The organism is Hymenobacter sp. BT559, assembly GCF_016427535.1.
Lineage (GTDB): Bacteria > Bacteroidota > Bacteroidia > Cytophagales > Hymenobacteraceae > Hymenobacter.
Genome location: NZ_JAELXV010000013.1, coordinates 1 through 19,796, shown reverse-complemented (window position 1 = coordinate 19,796; position 19,796 = coordinate 1). Strand labels below are relative to the sequence as shown.

Annotated in this window: 17 protein-coding genes; 8 read left to right on the top strand and 9 right to left on the bottom strand. The window is 58.6% G+C overall.

Annotated elements, in window-relative coordinates:
• Positions 1-132 precede the first annotated feature (132 nt).
• Together JAO77_RS23330 and JAO77_RS23325 are read right to left on the bottom strand one after the other, a co-directional pair.
• Positions 133-666: a cupin domain-containing protein gene (locus tag JAO77_RS23330; RefSeq protein ID WP_198992958.1), complete on the bottom strand. Its 534-nt coding sequence runs from the start codon at positions 664-666 to the stop codon at positions 133-135.
• Between the two features lie 116 nt (positions 667-782).
• Positions 783-1,907, bottom strand: a complete 1,125-nt coding sequence (locus JAO77_RS23325; protein WP_198992957.1) for a TlpA disulfide reductase family protein — start codon at positions 1,905-1,907, stop codon at positions 783-785.
• Between the two features lie 134 nt (positions 1,908-2,041).
• Here JAO77_RS23325 and JAO77_RS23320 point away from each other — a divergent pair, with 134 nt between their 5' ends.
• The 3 genes from JAO77_RS23320 to JAO77_RS23310 all read left to right on the top strand — a co-directional run bounded on the left by JAO77_RS23320 (position 2,042) and on the right by JAO77_RS23310 (position 4,777).
• Positions 2,042-3,424 (top strand): sensor histidine kinase, encoded by a 1,383-nt coding sequence (locus tag JAO77_RS23320; protein WP_198992956.1) that lies wholly within the window; start codon positions 2,042-2,044, stop codon positions 3,422-3,424.
• A 65-nt stretch (positions 3,425-3,489) separates the two neighbouring features.
• Positions 3,490-4,170 carry a response regulator transcription factor gene (locus JAO77_RS23315; RefSeq protein WP_198992955.1) on the top strand — a complete coding sequence of 227 codons (681 nt, stop codon included), beginning with the start codon at positions 3,490-3,492 and terminating at the stop codon, positions 4,168-4,170.
• 76 nt (positions 4,171-4,246) lie between these two features.
• Positions 4,247-4,777 (top strand): TlpA family protein disulfide reductase, encoded by a 531-nt coding sequence (locus JAO77_RS23310; protein ID WP_198992954.1) that lies wholly within the window; start codon positions 4,247-4,249, stop codon positions 4,775-4,777.
• 24 nt (positions 4,778-4,801) lie between these two features.
• Here the strand turns inward: JAO77_RS23310 and JAO77_RS23305 are convergent, their stop codons facing one another.
• Positions 4,802-5,218, bottom strand: a complete 417-nt coding sequence (locus tag JAO77_RS23305) for a winged helix-turn-helix transcriptional regulator (RefSeq protein WP_198992953.1) — start codon at positions 5,216-5,218, stop codon at positions 4,802-4,804.
• A gap of 203 nt (positions 5,219-5,421) precedes the next feature.
• Here JAO77_RS23305 and JAO77_RS23300 point away from each other — a divergent pair, with 203 nt between their 5' ends.
• Positions 5,422-6,294 (top strand): SDR family oxidoreductase, encoded by an 873-nt coding sequence (locus JAO77_RS23300; protein ID WP_198992952.1) that lies wholly within the window; start codon positions 5,422-5,424, stop codon positions 6,292-6,294.
• A gap of 338 nt (positions 6,295-6,632) precedes the next feature.
• Here the strand turns inward: JAO77_RS23300 and JAO77_RS23295 are convergent, their stop codons facing one another.
• Positions 6,633-7,085 carry a thioredoxin family protein gene (locus tag JAO77_RS23295; protein ID WP_198992951.1) on the bottom strand — a complete coding sequence of 151 codons (453 nt, stop codon included), beginning with the start codon at positions 7,083-7,085 and terminating at the stop codon, positions 6,633-6,635.
• 313 nt (positions 7,086-7,398) lie between these two features.
• Positions 7,399-8,610: a chromate efflux transporter gene (gene chrA, locus JAO77_RS23290; RefSeq protein WP_198992950.1), complete on the bottom strand. Its 1,212-nt coding sequence runs from the start codon at positions 8,608-8,610 to the stop codon at positions 7,399-7,401.
• 396 nt (positions 8,611-9,006) lie between these two features.
• Here chrA and JAO77_RS23285 point away from each other — a divergent pair, with 396 nt between their 5' ends.
• The 3 genes from JAO77_RS23285 to JAO77_RS24650 all read left to right on the top strand — a co-directional run bounded on the left by JAO77_RS23285 (position 9,007) and on the right by JAO77_RS24650 (position 12,766).
• On the top strand, positions 9,007-9,285 hold the full coding sequence (locus tag JAO77_RS23285; RefSeq protein WP_198992949.1) for a hypothetical protein: 279 nt from the start codon (positions 9,007-9,009) through the stop codon (positions 9,283-9,285).
• 639 nt (positions 9,286-9,924) lie between these two features.
• Positions 9,925-10,623 carry a S24 family peptidase gene (locus JAO77_RS23280; protein ID WP_235998579.1) on the top strand — a complete coding sequence of 233 codons (699 nt, stop codon included), beginning with the start codon at positions 9,925-9,927 and terminating at the stop codon, positions 10,621-10,623.
• 613 nt (positions 10,624-11,236) lie between these two features.
• Positions 11,237-12,766: a family 43 glycosylhydrolase gene (locus JAO77_RS24650; RefSeq protein ID WP_370550333.1), complete on the top strand. Its 1,530-nt coding sequence runs from the start codon at positions 11,237-11,239 to the stop codon at positions 12,764-12,766.
• A gap of 157 nt (positions 12,767-12,923) precedes the next feature.
• On the opposite strand, the gene JAO77_RS23270 is transcribed toward JAO77_RS24650, so the two are convergent.
• The 4 genes from JAO77_RS23270 to sdaAB all read right to left on the bottom strand — a co-directional run bounded on the left by JAO77_RS23270 (position 12,924) and on the right by sdaAB (position 17,753).
• Positions 12,924-13,826 (bottom strand): phosphatase PAP2 family protein, encoded by a 903-nt coding sequence (locus JAO77_RS23270; RefSeq protein WP_198992947.1) that lies wholly within the window; start codon positions 13,824-13,826, stop codon positions 12,924-12,926.
• A gap of 80 nt (positions 13,827-13,906) precedes the next feature.
• Positions 13,907-15,301 carry an efflux RND transporter periplasmic adaptor subunit gene (locus tag JAO77_RS23265; protein ID WP_198992946.1) on the bottom strand — a complete coding sequence of 465 codons (1,395 nt, stop codon included), beginning with the start codon at positions 15,299-15,301 and terminating at the stop codon, positions 13,907-13,909.
• An 87-nt stretch (positions 15,302-15,388) separates the two neighbouring features.
• Positions 15,389-16,939: a TolC family protein gene (locus JAO77_RS23260; RefSeq protein ID WP_198992945.1), complete on the bottom strand. Its 1,551-nt coding sequence runs from the start codon at positions 16,937-16,939 to the stop codon at positions 15,389-15,391.
• 136 nt (positions 16,940-17,075) lie between these two features.
• Positions 17,076-17,753 carry an L-serine ammonia-lyase, iron-sulfur-dependent subunit beta gene (sdaAB, locus tag JAO77_RS23255; RefSeq protein ID WP_198992944.1) on the bottom strand — a complete coding sequence of 226 codons (678 nt, stop codon included), beginning with the start codon at positions 17,751-17,753 and terminating at the stop codon, positions 17,076-17,078.
• 213 nt (positions 17,754-17,966) lie between these two features.
• Between sdaAB and JAO77_RS23250 the strand changes: the two genes are divergently transcribed.
• Complete coding sequence (locus JAO77_RS23250; protein ID WP_198992943.1) at positions 17,967-18,959, top strand: tryptophan 2,3-dioxygenase family protein; 993 nt, start codon at positions 17,967-17,969, stop codon at positions 18,957-18,959.
• Positions 18,960-19,796 lie beyond the last annotated feature (837 nt).

Below are 19,796 nucleotides of genomic sequence, written 5' to 3'. Positions count from 1 at the left end.
CGCGGCTAAACTTTTATGAAGGCAGCTTTACACCTTCAACTAAGGCAGATACACAAAAGCGGCTCCTATTCGATGAATAGGAGCCGCTTTGTTGACGTATGAAAGTGGGCCTCAAACCCACTTTCTCAAGGTCTATTCAACAGAGCTCTCGCCAGTTGGCGGCGGGGCAAAAAACATATTGTACTTGGGCGCCAGACCTAGGGCGCGCTGCAGCTCGGCCATATCAGGCGGGCTAGCGGGCAGCGGGTCGGTGGCCTCTGCCGGGCGCGCAGCTTCGTCGAAGAAGGCTTGGTGCAGTTGGTTGGCAGTGCTGAGTAGCCGGGCAGGCTGGGCGCTGCGGTTGGCAAAGCCGTGGAACGCGTTGGGCGGCACGATGAGCGTGTCGCCTCGCCCGCAGCTCACCCATTCTTGCTGGCCGGCGGTGAGGCGCATGAAATCGACGTGGCCCTCGAGGATGTAGAAGACTTCGGCGTAGGGATGGGCGTGCAGAGGCACCCCCTTGCCGGGGTCAAGCGGCAGCTCGTAGATGGCGAAAGCGTAGCCAGTGTCGGCGGCCTTGGCCTTCCAGGTGAAGCGCGAATCGGCGATGTCGAAGTGCTCGCCTTCGCCGGGGCCTACTTTCCGAACGCCTTCGGTAGGCGGAATTTGCAATGCAAGTGGATGCATGAATAAACTAATAAAAATGAAAAGATGGAAATTCACTCTTACCGTGCACGGCTTGAGCTTTTACAGGGCCGCGCACCTACCCTAGGGCCGCAGCTGGAAGCGTAATTATCAACGCCCTATTCAGCCGCGAGCACTTGCGCCAGCTTTTGCAATAGGGCGTCACCGCGCAGGTTTTTGGCCACGATGCGGCCCTGCGGGTCGAGCAGGAAATTCTGGGGAATGGAACTAATGGCGTACTGCTGCGCCACGGCCGTGTTAAAGCCGCGCAGGTCCGATACCTGGGGCCAGATAAGGTGGTCGTCCTGGATGGCTTTTAGCCACGCGGCCCGCCCCGACTGGCTATCGAGCGAGATGCCAACGACCGTGAAGTGCTGGCCGCGGTACGCGGCGTAGGCCTTGGCTACGTTGGGGTTTTCGGCCCGGCACGGCCGGCACCACGAGGCCCAGAAATCGACCAGCACGTACTGGCCGCGCAGGTCGGCGAGCTTCATCGGCTTACCGCTAGGGTCAGGCAGGCTAAAGCCGGGCGCTATAGCCCCGATGGCGGTGCGCTGCAAACGCGCCAAGTGCTGCTGCACCTCTTGCCCGTAAGGCGAGGCACGCAGGCTAGGGGCCAGTGTCTGGAAGAAGGTAGCGCAGACGCTGGCATCGGGCTGGTAAGCTTCGTAGTCGGCTAGGGCGTAGAGGCTGAATGGATTGGTAGGATGCGCCCTTAGGTATGCCTCGTACAGTGCCCCCAGCTGCTTAGTAAACTGGGCGGCCTGAGCATCGACCTGGTGCGCGCGGGCGGTGTCTGCGGCTTGCCGCCGCGCCCCGGATAATGCGGTTAGTTGCGCCCGGATGGGCGCGGTTTGGGCGGCCAGGGTAGCGTTTTCGTGGTTGAGGGGCGTGCCGGTGGCGACGGCACCTAGGGGCTGGCCGGTGCCCGTGAGGGTGATAGTACCCTTTTCAAGGTAGATGGTGGCTATGTCCTCGCCCAGCATGTGAGTATAGGAAGTGCCGGGCCGGGGAAGCCGAAGGCTGGCTTGTTGGGGAGTGTCAACCAGCCCTTTCAGCTGGAAGCGCCCCTTGATGACAACTACTGAATCGACCACCAAAGCCCCGCCGCGGCGATACAACAGGTAGGCCTTGTGGGCATTAGTGGCCGGCAAATAACCCTTCACCACAAAAGGGATAGGCGCCGGCGCAACGGTGGCAGACAGAGATAGTAGCGCCGCACAGGCGTTCAGCAGCTTTACCATACGAGGGGTCGATTACGAAGCACAAAGCAACTAGCGCGCTTTGTAAACCCCTGTTAACTAACGTTAAATAGTGTTAAAAGCCCTAGTGCACTCGGCCTAGCTTGTATTTTTGCCCTGGCTTTGGGCTACCCCGTATGCAACACCGTACCCGCATTATTACCTGGCTGCTGGCCGCTTGCGTGCTGGGCATAAATGGCTTTCAGGCGTATTGGCTCTACAGCACCTACCAGCTCACCCGCACGCAATGGGGCCGCACCGTGCACCAGGCGCTCGTGGCGACGGTGCAGCAGCAGCTGATTGTCGGGGTGGAAGCGTTGAAGCAGCAGGGCGTGAAGCTGGTCTTTTCGGACAGCCACAGCTCCCGCGTAGGCGTGCGGCGCCAAATGACGGCTTCCAAAGTAACGGTGGTTCCCAACCGGGCTTCGCCAGAAGGGGCCGCACCGGTAGGCCGCCAGCCGATTCATATCGTCATCGACGACTGGAGTCGGGGCGAGCGCCTCAAGTTGAGCGTACTCACCCACGCCTACCGCCGGCAGCTGCACCAGTACGGGCTCGACTCGGTGGCCGTGCTCGATACCTTTTCCATTCGCCGGGCGGGGGCGCTACCTAGGCAGCTGCCAGCGCTCGGGCATCAGCTAGCGCATTTCTCGCAGTCTACACTGCCCGTGTTGCTTAGCCCCAAAAAAGAGCTGTACGTGCGGGCACACCTGCCGCCGCCCGGGCCCTACCTGTGGCAGCATCTAGGCGGGCTGCTGGCGGGCTCGGTGTTGCTGCTGGTGCTTACAAGCGGCTGCTTTGTACTGGTGTGGCACACCCTGGCGGCCCAGCGCAAGCTGGCCGAAGCCAAAAATGACTTCATCAATAACATGACGCACGAGCTGAAAACGCCCCTTACCACGGTGTCGGCGGCGGTGGAAACGCTGGAGCGCTTTGGCTTGCAGGCCGACCCCGCGAAGGTGCAGATCTACTTCCACATCGCGCACACCGAGCTGCGCCGTCTCTCCGACCTCGTGGATAAAGTGCTGACCATCGCCGCCAAGGAGCAGCAGGCCTTGGTGCTACACCCCGAGCCTGTGCACCCCGCCGAACTGGTGCAGGCGGCCGTGCACCGCCACCAGGTGCACGCCAGCAAACCCGTGCACTTCGAGGTAGAAATGGCCCCGACCGACGTGGTGCAGGCCGACCGCCTGCACCTGGCTGGCGTCATCAATAATTTGATTGACAATGCCATAAAATACTCAAAGGAGCGCGTAACCATCGGCGTGCGCAGCCGCCGCACAGCCGGCGGCTGGCAGCTCACGGTGCAAGACGACGGCGTGGGCATTGCCAGCGGTTATCAGGCGGCGGTATTCGACCGTTTTTTTCGGGTGCCGACCGGCAACCTGCACCCCGTCAAGGGGTTCGGGCTGGGGCTCTACTATGTGCGCCAAGTGGTGGAGCGCCACGGCGGGCGCATCGCGGTGCGCAGCGAGCCGGGCCGGGGTAGCATCTTCACGGTGTGGCTGCCACTACCCTAGGGAGTAGCGCGGTCGCTATTACCCAGCTGGCCAAGCCTATACCCTAGCCAAATCCCGAATCACCTATGCCGACTATCCTGTTAGTGGAAGATGAGCTTTCGCTCGCCCTTATCGTGCAAGATAATCTCGTCTCGCGCGGGTTCACGGTACTGCACGCGGCCGACGGCCAGGCCGGCCTGGACCTATTTCGCCGGCACCGCCCCGACCTGCTGGTAGTGGATGTCATGATGCCCGTGCTCGACGGCTTTTCGCTGGCCCGGCAGGTGCGCCGCGAGGATGCCACGGTGCCCCTCATCTTCCTCACCGCCCGCAGCCAGCCCGCCGACGTAGTGCACGGCTTCGAGCTGGGTGGCAGCGACTACGTGAAAAAGCCCTTCAGCATCGAGGAGTTAGTGGCGCGCATTAACGCCCGGCTTTTGCCACGGGCCAGCGCCCCCACCCCCACCCCACCGGCCATTGTAGCCATCGGCCAGTACGAGTTCGACTACCCCCACCAGCGCCTGCACCGCCAAGGCCACACGCAGGCCCTCACTAACCGCGAGGCCGAGGTGCTCCAGCACCTCTACCGGCAGCGCAACCAGGTACTCGGGCGCGCCGAGGTGCTCCAGGCCCTGTGGGGCGATGACACCTTCTTCAACGGCCGCAGCCTCGACGTGTACATTACGCGCCTGCGCCGCTACCTACGCGCCGACGCCGACGTGCAAATCGTGAACATCCGGGGCCTCGGCTACAAGTTGATGCTTTGAGGGTCCTAGGGACAGGCGCACGTTTTTGCTATCTATTATTTTAATAGTCAGTTCATTAAACTTATCTCAACAGCGTATGACGACTTCTGTCCTAGCTTGCGCCACTTCTTTACTACTGGCAGTGAGCGCACCTACCCAGCCAGCCCCCAGCGCCAGCCGCTTGCCCAGCGCGCCGACACCTAGCCGGGCCGGGCAATCCCTCGCGCCCGACTTCCGCCAGGCCAACCCGCAGGGCAAACTCGTGCAGCTTTCGGCCTTGCGAGGGCAGTACGTGCTGCTAGATTTTTGGGCCTCCTGGTGCCCGCCTTGCCGGGCCGAAAACCCAGTCCTCGTCCAAGCCTACCAGCGCTACAAGGGCAAGAAGTTCACCATCCTAAGCGTGTCGCTCGACCACAACCGCGCCGCCTGGCTGAAAGCCGTGCAAGCCGACGGCCTTACCTGGCCCCAGGTATCGGACCTCAAAGGCTGGGACAATGCCGCTGCCGTGCGCTACCATATCGAAGCCCTCCCCCAGAACTACCTACTAGACCCAACCGGCCACGTAGTGGGTCAAAACCTACGTGGCGCGGCTTTGGAGCAACGCCTCGCACAACTGCTTGGCAGCTAGCGCCAAGCACTGGACTTGGCCTGGTTACGCCAGGGCCTGCTCGCGGGCGCGCTGCTGGTATTTGGCCACAGTCGCGTCTTTCTCCGTCTGGAGTTCGGCCAGTAAGCCGGGGTCAATGATGGTAGGGCAATGCTTGGCACCCCACAAGATAAACTCGACGAGGATGGGCACGGTGTCCACTCCTTTTTCTGTCAGGCGGTAGGTGAACTTCGATTTCTTGTCGGCGGCCACTGCCTTGGTTAGCAGGCCCTGCGCCTCGAGGACCGCCAGGCGGTCGGCCAGAATGTTGGTCGCCATTTTTTCCGCCGACTGCAGGAATTGCCCATAGGTCGACTTGCCCGCGAAGACCATATCCCGCAGAATAAGCAGGGTCCACCTGTCCCCCAGCACATCGAGCGACGTGCTCACGGGGCAAGTGGAGCGATGTTTCAGCTCTTTCATAAAAAGATTTTGTTTTTACTTGCAATTTGCAAGTATTATGCTTCATCTTTGCACTTGCAAATTGCAAGCAAATATACGCACGGCCTGGCGGCAGCCGATAGAGGTGGCCAATTTGCTTGCGAAGCCCTTGCAGGACCTAACCAACGTCAACACTAGCAGCCATTTGCCGACCACGCAGCAGTGGTCTTACTTTCTTTACTACCATGATTTTAGTAACTGGAGCTACCGGCGGCCTAGGCCACGAAACCATCGACGCCTTACTCAAAACCACCCCGGCCACGGAAATCGCCGCCCTCGTGCGCGACGCCGGCAAAGCCGCTGACCTCGCGCAGCGGGGCGTGGAGGTGCGCCAAGCCGACTACTTCGACTACCCCGCCCTGGTGCAAGCCTTTCAGGGCATCGAGAAGGTGCTGCTGGTTTCGGCCGTAGCCTTTACTGACCGGCTGAGCCAGCACCGTAACGTCATCGACGCTGCCAAGGAAGCCGGGGTCAAGCACCTCTTTTACACCAGCATCCAGCGCAGTTCCGATTTTGTAATGCCCCAGGTCACGGAAAGCGACCTGGCCACCGAAGCCTACCTCAAGGCCTCAGGGCTGATGTACACTATTCTGCGCAACGGCTACTACTTCGAGGGCCTAGGGTACCTGATTGGCAGTGAGGTGCCGGAATCAGAAATACGCGTTCCGGCGGGCGAAGGCAAAATTGCGTTCGTGAAGCGAACTGACCTGGCCGTCGCTACGGCCGCTCTGCTCACCAGCGCAGGCCACGACAACCAAGAATATACCTTGACCGGCAGCGAAGCCTACTCCTTTCACGATGTCGCCCGCGAATTATCGGAGTTGGCGGGCCACCCCATCACCTACCAAAGCAGCGAGCCCGCGCCCTACATCGCGCAGAAAGTAGCCGCCGGCTTCCCCGATTTCGTCGCCACCTTCTTCGCCCAGTGGGCCGACGCCGCCCGGCATGGGATGCTAGCTGGCACGCACGACACCGTTGAGCGCCTACTGGGCCACAAGCCCACGTCGCTACGCGAGTACCTGAAAGCAACGTATTTCTCTACTACTGACCGCTCGTAGCGGCGGCCACCAGTTATCACACCAAGCAAGGGACCTACCGTAGTAGGTCTCTTGCTTGGTGTTGTGTTTAGCCAGTTGGTTCGCAGGACGCCTGCCCTATCTGCTCATCACAAGTGACAGGCTCACATACATAGTCGCGTAGGGCAACCAGGAGCGTAAGTGTTGTGGCCGGTGTGGCAGAGAAGAGAACGGTAGCATCTAAGCAGCCCATACTGGTGTAACATCGATTTTCCAGCTCCAGGTAGTCGATGCTCTAAGCAGAACGGCCGAGGTGAGCCGTCTTGGTGAGTGGAGCTAGCCTGGCACACTCAGTGCCGGTGAAGGAGAGCTTGCGGGGGCTATTGCTTTAAATCATAGGTAGCACTGTTCGCCAGCTTCACCATCACTGGCGCAATTTCATCTGGTACATCTTCGCCCCACTCTCCCCCAGTAATCGTAGCTACAGGCTTGCCTTGAGCATCCACTTTTATAAAAGTAGGCACCGCCGAAATACCATAGTAGGCTGCTAGCTCTTGGCAGCTATCAACGTTGACCTTGATGAGTGCCGCTTGCCGTAGCGCTTCGTCGACTTGCTCACTAGGCAGTGCAGCCCGAAAGCGTTTACATGGCCCACACCAGTCAGCATAGAAGTAAATTATCGGCACCCGGTTAGCTGGTGTTACTTGGCGCAGGAATTGCGCAAAAGCTTGTGGGTCGTCTGCTTGCGTATATTCGGCAACAACTGCTTTCGTCGGGTGTGTTGCCACGCCGCAAGAAGTCAGCAGTAACGTCGCAAATAGATAGTGTTTCATGTCTGCGAAGGTATAGTGGTGCTGCTATTTATAATACCTAGGCAACGGACTTTGGCGGTGACGAATAGACAGATGAGGGCTAGCACTTAACCTAGGCGGCTGTGAAGTTTAGTGTATGACTGACTAAATCGAGAAACCAGAGATTACCAACAGCTTACGTCTTTATGACTTTATGAATTAAGCTAGCAGTTTGAAGAATCACTGCCCGCAATTCATACTAGAGAGGCGTGCTGCTGATTGGCGTGTACACGCAAAGGGCCCAGACCTAGGCCCCCCTGAGTGGCGCCTGCAAGCCCTGGGCCAGCGGGCGCACTCAGGCAGTCCAGCCTAGGGCTTGCAGACCATAGCCCAGGGCGGCCCCGCCCAGCACCAGCCAGGCAGAATTGAGGCGGTAGCGTAGGAGCAGCCAGGCGCTGACTGCTGCCAGTAGCACGGTCGGCCCATCCAGTAGCGCCGTGCGGGCCAGCGCGAGCGAAACGGCCGCCATTAATGCCCAAGAAGCTGCATTTAGCCCATCTAGGAAGCCTTCGGACAGCGGCGACTGCCGCAGTTGCGTTACTAGCCGGGTACTAAGCCCCACAAAAATGAAGGCCGGCAGAAAAATGCCTACCGTGGCTACTAACGCTCCGCGCCAGCCCAGTAGCACATAGCCTACGAATGTGGCAGTCGTAAATACTGGCCCCGGCGTTACCTGCCCTATCACAACGGCGTCAAGCAACTGCCCCTGGGTGAGCCAATGGAAGCGCTGCACTAGGTCGGCATCTAGGAAGGCGAGTAGCACGTAGCCACTGCCGTAGAGCACCGAGCCAATTTTGATAAAGGCTAACCCTAGCGGTAGCAGTCCTAGCGGCGTAGTGCCCCCGGCGGGGGAACCGCCCGGCCCCCGGCCCACTAACGTGGGTAGCAGCGCCAGCGCGGCCACAGCCCCCACCAGCTTGAGCAGGGCCGGCTGCACGGTTTTGTGGGGCAGTGCTGGCCAGCGGAGGGCGCTGGTGGTCAAGCCCGCTGCTAAGAGCAGTAGTAGCTCATTAGCACCTAGCAGCCCCAGCACCAGGGCCGCCCCTGCCACCAAACGCAAGGCCCAAGTCTTTAGGGCCGACTTTCCTAGGCTCCAGAGGGCCTGCGCTACCACGGCCACTATCACTGGCTTTACGCCGTAGAGCACGCCCGATAGCGCCGGCAGCGTACCAAAGCGCACGTAGACCCAGGCAAGAACCATCACGATGGGCATAGCCGGCAGGATAAAGCAGGTACCGGCCACCAGCAGCCCGGCCCAGCCCCGGCGCTCATAGCCGATGTGAATGGCCAGCTCTGTCGAGTTGGGACCCGGAATGAGGTTAGCTGCGCTCAGCAAATCCAGCAATTGCTGCTGCGTAAGCCAGCCGCGGCGGCGCACCACTTCCTCCTCCATGAGAGCAATGTGGGCGGCCCGCCGAAAGATGTGGTGCCTAGACGTAGAAACAGCAAGGCCAGTTCGGCCAGTGAGGTAGTCGGCGGGGTGTTCATTCTTGAATGCGAAAGGCAAATAACGAACAAGGTCGGCAGGCCTGCGCATAGTGACCCCCGCCGACGGACTGACACCTCTAAGCAAAGCAGGGGGCATGAAAGCCACGCTCAACAGCCTGTACCCTACACAAGAGCACTACCCTGCATGAGAGCAACCCCACTCTGCGAAGACGCAGAACTATACACCTTTTACTTAAAAAAATATGTATTAATCGTACATTTATATGCAAAAACTATATAACTTGCATATGCAAATCGCACGAGCAGCATGGCAACACACCACACCTCTTAGGTTAAGAAGCGTATCGTAAGCAACTCATTAGGCTTACTTAAGCTTAGTAGCGCCCTTAACAGGAATCAGCCTAGCTACACACTTTTGCAAGTACCCAACTCACTTTCCTTTTCCCATAATTTTATGCAAATCACTGAAATGTTGTGCAGCAGTAAAAATGGGCATTTTGCCCAAATTCTAGCCAGTGGCCTAGTTGGCGATGTAATGGTCAATCAGCTTACCCCGCCTGACCCAGCCGTCATTCAGCAGTGGGGGTCGATGATTATTCAGTTTCTAGTGGCAGCCGTGACCATCTGGGCCACTATTCGGAAGGCCTTACAAAAGCCAGATGCAGTACTACAGATTCCAACTGCCGCGGGAGCAACAGTAGCATCCGCAGCCCCCGAGGCACTACCCAAGTAAAGCAAGGCTCGGCTCCTAGCTAACTGTTTTTCTATAGCAAGTATAGAAAGACGGCGTGGTTACGCACTTAGGTAATCAGTCTGTACAGTAATTATCTAGGCAAGGCTGATGGGGGTAGCACAAAGCGCAGGCCCCTGAAAGGAGCTTTCTCTATCAAACGGGAAAGCTCTTTTTAGGGGCCTGCGCTTTGGCAGCTGCTTAGGTTAAGCGCTATCACCGCCAATACGAATGAGGCGTAAGATGTCCAACCCGAAGACTTGCCCTTCTGACGCTATTCTTATGGTTAAAGTGTACCTAAGCTAATTAACCAAGCCTCTTGCAATGCCAAGCCTCACAGCTAATGTTCGGTATATCAGACGCCTAGTAGCTAAGTAGGCAAAACCACAGCGAGCTATCTATAGTTATAGGTAAGCAACTTATATTTGCTGTAATCCTTACGTATAAGCTGCACCTAACAGGGCTACTATCTAACTTATAACTATGAGTAAGACAAATAACGTAACTACACGCATTGCCGAAATGATAGCTCATTACGGCTTAAATGCCAATAGTTTAACCGTAAGGCTAGGCTACAGTACCAATAGTAAAATGTATAAAATTCTTTCGGGAACGGAACCGAGCTTTCCTACACTTGTGGATATGCTACGCTCCTTTCCGGAAGTATCACCAAACTGGTTGGTACTAGGTGAGGGTAGCATGCTACGGGCGCCGACTAACGATGCGGCCACGAACCAGACAGCACTAGCCGGGGGGCGCCGGCCACCGGTGATAAACAGCGGACAGGTGCTAACTATCACAGTGGATAGCGCGGGCAACGAGAACACGGAGCTCGTGCCGGTGCAAGCTCAGGCGGGCTACTCGGTGCAGCACAATGAAGCAGTGTACCTGCAAGACCTGCCCCGCTACCGCATTCCGGGCTTCGAGCATGGCACTTACCGGGCCTTTGAGGTGGCTGGCGACAGTATGGAGCCTACCCTCAACCACCGCGATGTGGTGGTGGCCTCCTACGTAGACAACTGGCGCCTGCTGGAGCCCGGCGACGTGTACGTGGTAGTGACGGCGGAGAGCGTCATGCTCAAGCGCATTCGGGAGCGCATTACGGCTCACGACATAACGGTGATGCTGTACTCCGACAACCACCACCGCAAACCCTACCCCATGGACTGCGCCGATATTGCGCAGCTGTGGCGCGTACGCGGCTATATCTCAACCTACCTACCCAGCGCCCCTGACGTCACGGTGGAGCGGCTGTGGGAAGTGATAGAGGTACTGGGCTTTGACAAAGGAGAAGTGCGGCGACACTTAGAAGAAAACGCATCGACCGAAACCATTCGGTGATTAATTAGTAGCTAGTTGCTGTGCCTGCCTGGGGCTTGGCAATGCCTATCTAGTATAAGGGCACCTTCGGCTACGAGCGGAAGGTGCCCTTGTTGTTTAAGAACGGTATGCTTCTAGATAAGCCATAAAGTAAACGTAGCCTGCGCGTGGCTAAGCCTAGGGTATATGATGCTTCAGCCTAGAAAAAAATAGTTTCTAAAATCGAGACTTAAAGGGCGGCATCGATGAAACACCTACCTAGGATAAGCCCTAAATCTATAGCACCATCAGGCGAAAGCCCAGGCAATAGTCGAGATTATCTAAACAGTGATTACTCTTATAATAATTAAATTTTTACACAAAATAGAACATCACCCATAGCAATTTGCACTAGCGCAAGACACACCGGTGTAAGGGCGCTCAAAAGCATAAAAATGGCTGTATTCTTGCTAATAGAATCTTATCAAGTGGGTAACTCAATAATAACGCTCAATAATACAGCCAGCTGTTTTCGCTAAAAAATTATATTGCCCGCTTGTTATTCGATTGCTTAATGTACCTTTACCACCCAAAGAGCGAATATTATTAATCTTTCTTTTTTGCTATTCCTTACTCTTTACGCAAACTTATTCCCGTGTCAGTCGAACTACTCTTAACTCCCGCCCAGGCGCCCCAGGGGGCTCCGACCCTCCCCCGCCCTTCCTACGATCAGGTAGTACTGCCGGGCGACCACCCGGACCCGACGGTTATTAAGATTGGCGATACCTATTGGGCCAGCGCTACCTCAGCCGAGTGGGGCGCGGTGTTTCCACTGTTTTCCTCTAAGAACCTGCTCGACTGGGAGCTCGTGGGGCACGTGTTCCCGGACAAGCTGCCCGACTGGGCGGGCTCCAATTTCTGGGCGCCTGAGTTTTACCAAGAGAACGGCCGCACCTACGTATATTACACTGCCCGCAAAAAGGGCGGTATGCTGTGCGTAGCGGTAGCCAGCGCCGACCACCCCGCCGGCCCCTACCACGACCACGGCCCGCTGGTGGGCCAGGAGGCGGGCTCTATCGACGGCTTTGCCATCCCCGATGAGCACGGCGACTTGTATTTGGTGTGGAAAGAAGACGGCAACTCGTGCTACCAAGACACGCCCATCTGGGCCCAGCGCCTCAACGACGAGCGCACGGCTCTCATTGGGGAGGCTACTGAGCTCTTCAGCAACGATGTGCGCTGGGAAGGCCCGCTCGTGGAAGGCTCGGCTCTGGTGCGGCACAACGGCTGGTTTTATATGTTTTATGCCGGCAACAGCTGCTGCGGCAAAGGCTGCCAGTACGCCACTGGCGTGGCCCGCTCGCGGGCGCTGCTGGGGCCCTGGGAGAAGTACGCCCAAAACCCCATCTTGGACAGCAACGATACGTGGAAATGCCCCGGCCACGGCACCGTGACGGAGCTCGACGGGCGCTGGTTTTTGCTGCACCACGCTTATTTCAAGCAAAGCCACGAGTTTGTGGGCCGCCAGGGCCTGCTCAGCGAGTTTACCTGGAATGCTGAAGGCTGGCCCGAGTTTGTGCGGCGCAGCCCCCAGGCGCCGCCCCTCACCGACCTAGGGCGCCTGCACGTAGCCGACGAGTTTGCGGGCAGCCAGTTGGGGCTCGAGTGGCAGTGGCCCATTGGGCAGCAGCCTGCTGTGGCCGTGGCCGATGGCCAGCTGCGCCTCACGGCAGAGCCTTCGCGCCTAGGTGCCGTAGTGGCCCGGCGTACCCACACGGCCACGTACAAGGCCGCCACAACTATCGACTTTGCGGCCCTGCCTGCCGACACCTTTGCGGGCCTGGCCGCCGTGGGCGACCCCTACAATGCCCTGGCCCTAATGGCTGGCAATGGCCAGCTACAAGTGTGGCACCTCAAGAGCGGCAAGCAGCAGTGCCTTACCTCCATCTTCGTGGAGCCCTGCACCACGCTCACGCTGCGCCTAGAGGTATGGGGCGGCCAGCGCTACCGCTTCGCCTACAGCACCGACGGCGCCACCTGGCAGCCCCTGCCCACTGAGAGCTTTGCCGTGAACGGCACCTACCTGCCGCCCTGGGACCGCGGCGTGCGGCTGGCGCTGGTGGCCCAGGGAGAAGCTGAAGCTACAGCGACCTTCCACAACTTCATCCTGCGCAACCAGCGATAGACGCTTTTACCTGTAGCACCTACACAAAAGGTCCAGTAGCCCTAGTGGCTGCCGGACCTTTTATGTAGGTGCTTATATCTCCCGTTGCTGGGGTGCAACCACTTTCAGTTTTTCAAGGATAACTGACTTAGGTCTGAGAAGCTAATGACCCTAGGTGCTACTTGGCTGCCCAGGTAAACGTGACGCCCGGCGTGCCGCCCGGCAGCATGGTGGGGGTAGCCTGCCAGAAACCGCGTGGCGGCACCACGGGCGCTCCTAGGCCCACGCCCTGGCGGTCGGCGGGGTGGCGACCCCAGCGGTGACGGTGCGTGAGGTAGGCCAAGTGCGCCGACAAGATGCCGAAGCCGGCCCCGGCAAACACGTCAGCTTCCCAGTGCTTGTTGTTGAGCATCCGAAAGGCCCCTACCGTAGTGGCAATGGTGTAGGCCCCGATGCCGTACCACTGGCTTTTCTCGCGCAGCTCGGTGTGCACGATGCTGGCCGCCAGGAAAGCCTGCGCCGTGTGGCCCGACGGAAACGAGCGGAAGTCGGAGCCATCGGGACGCTCGTGCCGAGTCAAAGTTTTCACGATAAAGACCGAGCCCATCATAATAGCCTCCGACTTAGCCAGGATGAGTGCCAAGTTCACGCGGTCGTTGCGGCTCTCTACTCCAAAAGCCAGCACGGCGCCCAGCTCCAGGTAGGGTGCCCACTGCATGTAGTCGTCGAGGCGGCTGTTGAAATTGGGAAAGTTGCGCTGAATGTCGCGCCGGGCATCGTAAGACGAGTAAAAGCCCCGGTCGTCGACCACGCTAATGCCGTAGCCAATGAGCACCGCCGGCACTACGGCCGCCTTAAAAACCTTGCTCTGGTACCAGGGCCTAGGGGGGGTGCCGGGCAGCGTTTGGTACTTGCGCAGCGTAGTGTCGGTGGGCGCAGCAGTGGCGGGCGCGGGCAGCACCTGCGCCTGGCTGGGCAGCACAGCGGTAGTGAGCAAGCTGGCTCCCAGGCCAATACCTAGGGCCAAGCGGCGTAGGGCGGCACTCGCCGACCGGGCCGTAGCAGAGAAGAAGTGGGTCATAAGTAGTAGGCAAAAAAAGAGCCGCCCCGTGCCAAACGGCGCGGGGCGGCCCAACCCAAAGTGGCGGGCGCGGTGCAAAGTTATTTGCCCGCGTCTTCGGTACTGGCTTTGCTCAGGCTGGCGGCGTCTTTTACGAGCACGCGCGCCCCGTCTTTCAGCGTTTTGGCCACGGCCCGGAAGGGCCCGCTGGCTACTTCGGTGCCAGCACTGAGGCCGCTGATAATCTCTATGTTTTGGAAGTCGCTGATGCCGGTTTTTACCGGTGTCATCACGGCTTTGCCATTTTTAATCACGAATACGACTTCCTCAATCTTGGGCTTGGGGGCAGCGGGGCCTTCGGCTTTGGTAGCCGTACCGCGATTGGGGCCGACGCGGATGCCCCCCTTCTCGGCCTGCACTTTAGCCGAGTCGGAGCGGGTAGTTACGGCGGCCAGCGGCACGCTCAGCACGCCGGCCTTGCGCTCGGCAATGATGTCAACCGAGGCCGTCATGCCCGGCCGAAAGGGCACCGTAGTGCGGCCCGCGGGACCCGTTTTTACGAGGTGGCGGTAGCTCTCGGGCAGCAGGCGCACGCGCACCTCAAACTCGGTCACGGCTTCGGCGGTGAGGGCGTCCTTGGCCGTGTTGGCAATGGCCGTGACAACGCCCTTAAACTTCTCGTTTTGGGTGGTATAAGAATCCACTTCCACGTCGGCCGAATCGCCGAGTTGCACCCGAATGATGTCGTTCTCGTTCACGCTTACCCGCACCTCCATGTTGTTGAGGTTGGCAATGCGCATGATTTCGGTACCCGCCATTTGGGTGGTGCCCACTACGCGCTCGCCTTTTTTCACGTTGAGCTTACTGACCGTACCGCTTACGGGCGCGTAAATAGTGGTCTTGTTCAGGTTTTTCTGGGCTTCGCTCAGGCCGGCCTGGGCGCTGCGCACGCTGCTCTGGGCCGCCGCAATCTGCGCCCGAATGGCCCGCAACTGTTCTTGCGAGGCGTTGTAGGCCGCTTGGGCGGCCTCGTAGTCGGCCTGCGAAATTACTTTTTGCTTAAACAGCGAAGCCTGGCGGCGATAAGTCAGCTCGGTTTGGCGGGCATTGGCGGTTTGCTGCTCTAGCTGGGCCTGGGCCTGGCTCACGTTGGCGCGCTGGGTGCCCACCACGGCGGTTTGCTGGCTCACCATAGCCTCGTAGTTGTCCGGCCGAATGCGCAGCAGCAGCTGGCCCTTCTTCACTGAGTCGCCCTCCTGCACGTAGAGTTCGGTGATTTCGCCCGATACGTCGGGCGAGATTTTTACTTCGGTTTCGGGCTGCACCTTGCCTGAGGCACTGACTTTCTCCACAATGGTGGTCGGACCAGCCTTGGCGGCGGTGACTTCGGTGCCAGTGGGCGTGCCTATCCAGCCTTGTTTCTTGGCCACCGCATAGCCGCCAATCAGCACCACAATGAGACCTAGGAGAATAAAAAGGAGTCGGTTGTTCTTCATAAGTTAAGAGTTGAGAGCCAAGAGCTAAGAGTTATTGAGACGCTGATTCAGCCACTCCTAACCCCTAGCTCCTACCTTTTAACTGAATTAAAGTGCCAGTGGCTTGCCCTGGTAAAAGTCCAGCACCTTGCGCCGGAAGATGAAGGTATACTTGGCCTGCAGCTGGTTGGAAATGGCGAAGTTGAGGTTGTTCTTGGTGACGTTGAACTCGGTGCCGCTGAGCAGGCCGTTGTTGAAGCGAATCTCGGCGTTGCGCTGCGTCACGGTCAGGGCCTCTACCTGGCGGCGGGCGGCGGCATACTGCAGCTGAGCGGCGCGGGCATCGGCGTAGGCCTGCTCAATGGTTTGGCGCAGCGTGAGGCGCGCTTGCTCGGCTTGCAGCTGCACCTGCTGGGCGTTGATGAGCGTGCGCTGCACGTTGGTGCGCACCTGTAAGCCATTGAGAATCGGAATACTGAGTGCGAACTGAACCTGCTGGCCTAGGTTCTGGCTCAACTGGTCCCAATAGTTCTGGGGCAGCACACTGAGGTTGCGCTGGTAAGTGACGACGCTCAGCGGCGTGAGCGGCCCGCCGGGCGTCGTGGGGTTTTGCACGAAGAAGGTGGTGCGCCGCGCCGTCGAGTCGCCGCCAATCTGCGTCACCGTGCGGGCCGACGAGAAGCCGCTGAATACGCTACCGGCCAAAATCAGTCGCGGGTAGTAGGCACCCCGCGCCAGCTCGACGCTGCGGCCGGCACTGAGCACGCGCAGGTCGGCAGCCTTGATTTCGGGCTGCCGGGTAGCCGCCCCCTGAAATAGCTCGTTGGTATTCAGGGCCAGGGGCGCCTCGGCGTCGGGGTCAGGCAACTCGGGCACTTCAATCTGAAAGTCGGGGTTGGCAGCCGGGTCTAGGTTGAGCAACTGCAGCAGGTTGAGGCGCGCCACGTTGGCCTGGTTCTGGGCGGTGGTTACGTTCAGCTCGTCGGTGGCCAGTTGGCTTTGGCTGTCAAGCAGGGTGCTTTCCGGAATGCTGCCGGCTTGCAGCAGCAGCTTGGTTCGGGCAATCTGCTCCTGGTCGCGCGTCACGTAAAACTGATTGGCGCGCACCAGCTCTTGCGCCAGCACCAGCTGTAAGAAGTACGAGGCCACGTTCAGGCTCAAGTCGTTGCGCGCCTTTTGCACATCGGCCTGACTGGCTTGCAGGTCGAGGGAATTGCGCCGGATGGTATTGCGCAGCTGAAACCCCTGAAACAGCACCAGCTGTGAGTTGCCCGACACGTTGTTCGAGCGCACTGTCTGGCTCTGAAACTCATACGTAAGCGGGTTAACGCTGGTGCCGTACTGCCAGGCCTGGCTGGCGCTGAGGTTGGCCGTGGGCAGCAGCGCTGCTTTGCTTTGGCGCAGCACCTGGGCATTGCTCTGCACCGTCAGCTGGTTGATGCGCAACCCAATGTTGTGCTCGAGCGCGTAGTCTATAGTGCGCTGCAGGCCCCAAGGGCCAGTAGCCGCCACGGCCGGCGTAGCCAGTGCTGCTGCGGGGGCCGTGGCTGGGCGGGCAGGCTGCGTTTGAGCCTGGGCCGCTACCGGCCCGGCGGCCAGCAGGCCCGCCAGGGCCAGCGCCGCACGGGCAGCGGGTGGGCAGGTAGTTTTTGCAGTCATAAGCGGAAAAGAAACGGGTGTATACTAAAGAGTCAGCCCGCGGCACAGACGTGGCAAGCAGGGCGGTAGCGGCAGGGCACCTAGGTGGCACTGCCAGCTGCATCGCCGCCCCAGGCGTGGGCATTACAGGGAGGCGTCATTCGAGGGTGGGAATGTAGGTGATGCGGTGCACCCAGCGCAGCTGCCGCAGGTAAGCCAGCGTAATGTCGTTGATGGGGCTGTCCATTTCGATAAACTGCCGGGCGGCCTCGTTTTTGCCTTTGCGCGACACAAACATGGTGGCGATGTTGCAGTCGTCGTGCGCGATAACCGAGGCAATGAAGGCAATGGAACCCGGCACGTCGTTGGCATCGACGATGAGCGTGTGCAGTGCCCCCGAGAAGTCGCAGCCAAAGCCATCGACCTCCACAATGCGAATGACGCCGCCGCCCCGGCTCTGGCCTACCACCTCTACCTGGTGGCCATCGGGCCCGGTGAGGTTGAGCTTGATGGTATTGGGGTGCAGCGTGGAGGCGTTGCCTACGCTCTGAAAGGTGTAGCGTAAGCCCGCCGCAGCGGCGTGGTCGAAGGCCGTGCGGATGCGCTCATCGTCAGTAGCATACCCTAGGAGGCCAGCCACAATGGCGCGGTCCGAGCCGTGGCCCTCGTAGGTACGGGCAAACGAGTTGTAGAACGTGATAATGGCCTCGGTGGGCAGCGCGCCCAAGATGCGAATGGCAGCCCGCGCAATGCGCACAACCCCCGCCGTGTGCGACGAGCTGGGCCCTATCATCACAGGCCCTATCATATCGAAAATGCTGGATTTCTCGGCCACGTGGGAAAGGAATGCGGAAATAATAAGGTGGAGTGCAGCGCAGGTAAGAAGCTAAGCGTAAAGGATATTGGGCCATTTCCTGCTCTTCTCGCCTCCTACCCTCTTTACCTCATACCCTCTTCATGCGGGGCTAAAATTAGGGCGCGCGGCCCAACCTTGGACACTGCGCGCGCGAGCAGGCCGATATTTGCGGCGGCTCTTGCCCGTTTGCTTATGTCTGACCAGCCCACTTCGCCCCCGTTTGCCGACGAATTTTCGCCCGCCGTGCTGGCCCAATTGCGCCGCTTGCAGCAGCGCTACGCCGCCGACGGCCAGGACCTAGGGGCCTACCTCGAAGGCCTCTACCACGCCGATTACATCAACTACTGGGACTACATCGAGCTGGACACGCTACTGAGCCTGCAGCGCCCGCTCACGAAGTTTCCCGACGAAGAAATATTCATCATCTACCACCAAATCACCGAGTTGTATTTTAAGCTCTGCCTGCGTGAGTACGAGCAGCTCGGCGAGCTGCAAGCACCCACTCTGGGTGAGGTGGTGCTGCGCCTAGGTCGTGTAAACCGCTACTTCGAGAATCTAATTGACTCGTTCGACGTGATGGTGGATGGTATGGACAAGCAGCAGTTTTTGCAGTTCCGGCTGAGTCTCATGCCGGCCTCGGGCTTCCAGAGTGTGCAGTATCGCTATATTGAAATTGCCAGCACCGACCTCGCCAACCTAGTGCCCGAAGAAAAGCGCCGCCTACTCGGCGATGCCCCCACCCATGAGCAGTTTATGGGCTGCATCTACTGGCAGGCAGGTGCTACGGTGGAGGAAACCGGCGCCAAGGCCCTGACCCTTACCGAATTTGAGCGTAAATACGCGGGCGACCTACTGGCCCACGCCCGCCACTTTCAGCACCGCAATGCCTGGGCCGTGGTGCAGCGCCTGCCCGAGGCCGAGCGCCAGCACCCGCGCCTGCTGCGTGCCCTTAAGCAGCTCGATGTGAACGTGAACGTGAACTGGCCGCTCATGCACTACAAGTCGGCCGTGCGCTACCTACAGCGCGACCCCAGCGATGTGCCCGCGACTGGCGGCACCAACTGGCGCAGCTACCTGCCGCCCAAGTTTCAGCGGCGCATCTTCTACCCCCAGCTTTGGAGTGCGCAAGAGTTAGAGGACTGGGGCAAAGGCTGGGTGGAGAAAGTGCTGGGCGAGGCAGAATAGAAGTGTTGAACTTGGCCGCTGGCCACGCCTGGCGTTGGCCGAAGCTGTGCCGAGTAGTGCGGAAGAAGCGATTAAACATCTGCGCGCCGAACTCGAATTTTATCTATGTGGTAGGCCCACGCATGCAATAAGGATTAGCATTTTTTAGACTAAATTATTGATTACGAAACTACTATAACCTAAATCTAAAAAACATCAGTAGCCATCTTGCCTAACAATAGCGCGCTCATCTAGCCATCTTCCTGGAGCTTCGTCCTTTTTAGCAATAGCTATTTAAGCTATGATAAGAATCAAAAAGACGAAAGCTACTAGCAGATACTGAGCAGCCTTCTAGTCTAGCGTCGGTACGCTATTGGGATGGTATAAGGCGCAATTTAAGAAAACGAATAGTCGTTTTGCGGATGTAGATTACTAGCCGCTTTCTAAAGCCTGTTGATTGAGGCCGATTTGCTGCCCACCTTGGCATGTCAAGTAATGAGTAACCTCCAACTGACAGACTTACTGTTACTTGTCTATCAATCTGAACTGGTAAATCGACAATATAATAGACAGTTTATATTAGCATAAAACTTATACTAAAGTAGATGTCAGCTACCTGCTGCAAAGATTACCCAATGTATACCTGCTAGCTAGATAATGGTATACCTTAATAAAGCGTAATTACTATTGCAGAACTTAAAATATCACTATTAAAGGATGTCTTTGAATTCAGAATAAGCCAATTGCTAGTCTTAATATAAACTCTACTTGAGCTAAAATACGGAGAGCCCCCTGCCGGGCGCTGGTCAAAGCGCAAGGGCAGGGGGCTCTCTCGTTGTAAAGTTGGCGGCGACCGAC

What these genes read in the sequence shown, in the direction of transcription:
- JAO77_RS23330 (WP_198992958.1), bottom strand. Translation starts at nt 666, where the DNA reads ATGCATCCACTTGCATTGCAAATTCCGCCTACCGAAGGCGTTCGGAAA.
- JAO77_RS23325 (WP_198992957.1), bottom strand. Translation starts at nt 1,907, where the DNA reads ATGGTAAAGCTGCTGAACGCCTGTGCGGCGCTACTATCTCTGTCTGCC.
- JAO77_RS23320 (WP_198992956.1), top strand. Translation starts at nt 2,042, where the DNA reads ATGCAACACCGTACCCGCATTATTACCTGGCTGCTGGCCGCTTGCGTG.
- JAO77_RS23315 (WP_198992955.1), top strand. Translation starts at nt 3,490, where the DNA reads ATGCCGACTATCCTGTTAGTGGAAGATGAGCTTTCGCTCGCCCTTATC.
- JAO77_RS23310 (WP_198992954.1), top strand. Translation starts at nt 4,247, where the DNA reads ATGACGACTTCTGTCCTAGCTTGCGCCACTTCTTTACTACTGGCAGTG.
- JAO77_RS23305 (WP_198992953.1), bottom strand. Translation starts at nt 5,218, where the DNA reads ATGAAAGAGCTGAAACATCGCTCCACTTGCCCCGTGAGCACGTCGCTC.
- JAO77_RS23300 (WP_198992952.1), top strand. Translation starts at nt 5,422, where the DNA reads ATGATTTTAGTAACTGGAGCTACCGGCGGCCTAGGCCACGAAACCATC.
- JAO77_RS23295 (WP_198992951.1), bottom strand. Translation starts at nt 7,085, where the DNA reads ATGAAACACTATCTATTTGCGACGTTACTGCTGACTTCTTGCGGCGTG.
- JAO77_RS23285 (WP_198992949.1), top strand. Translation starts at nt 9,007, where the DNA reads ATGCAAATCACTGAAATGTTGTGCAGCAGTAAAAATGGGCATTTTGCC.
- JAO77_RS23280 (WP_235998579.1), top strand. Translation starts at nt 9,925, where the DNA reads ATGCTACGCTCCTTTCCGGAAGTATCACCAAACTGGTTGGTACTAGGT.
- JAO77_RS23270 (WP_198992947.1), bottom strand. Translation starts at nt 13,826, where the DNA reads ATGACCCACTTCTTCTCTGCTACGGCCCGGTCGGCGAGTGCCGCCCTA.
- JAO77_RS23265 (WP_198992946.1), bottom strand. Translation starts at nt 15,301, where the DNA reads ATGAAGAACAACCGACTCCTTTTTATTCTCCTAGGTCTCATTGTGGTG.
- JAO77_RS23260 (WP_198992945.1), bottom strand. Translation starts at nt 16,939, where the DNA reads ATGACTGCAAAAACTACCTGCCCACCCGCTGCCCGTGCGGCGCTGGCC.
- JAO77_RS23250 (WP_198992943.1), top strand. Translation starts at nt 17,967, where the DNA reads ATGTCTGACCAGCCCACTTCGCCCCCGTTTGCCGACGAATTTTCGCCC.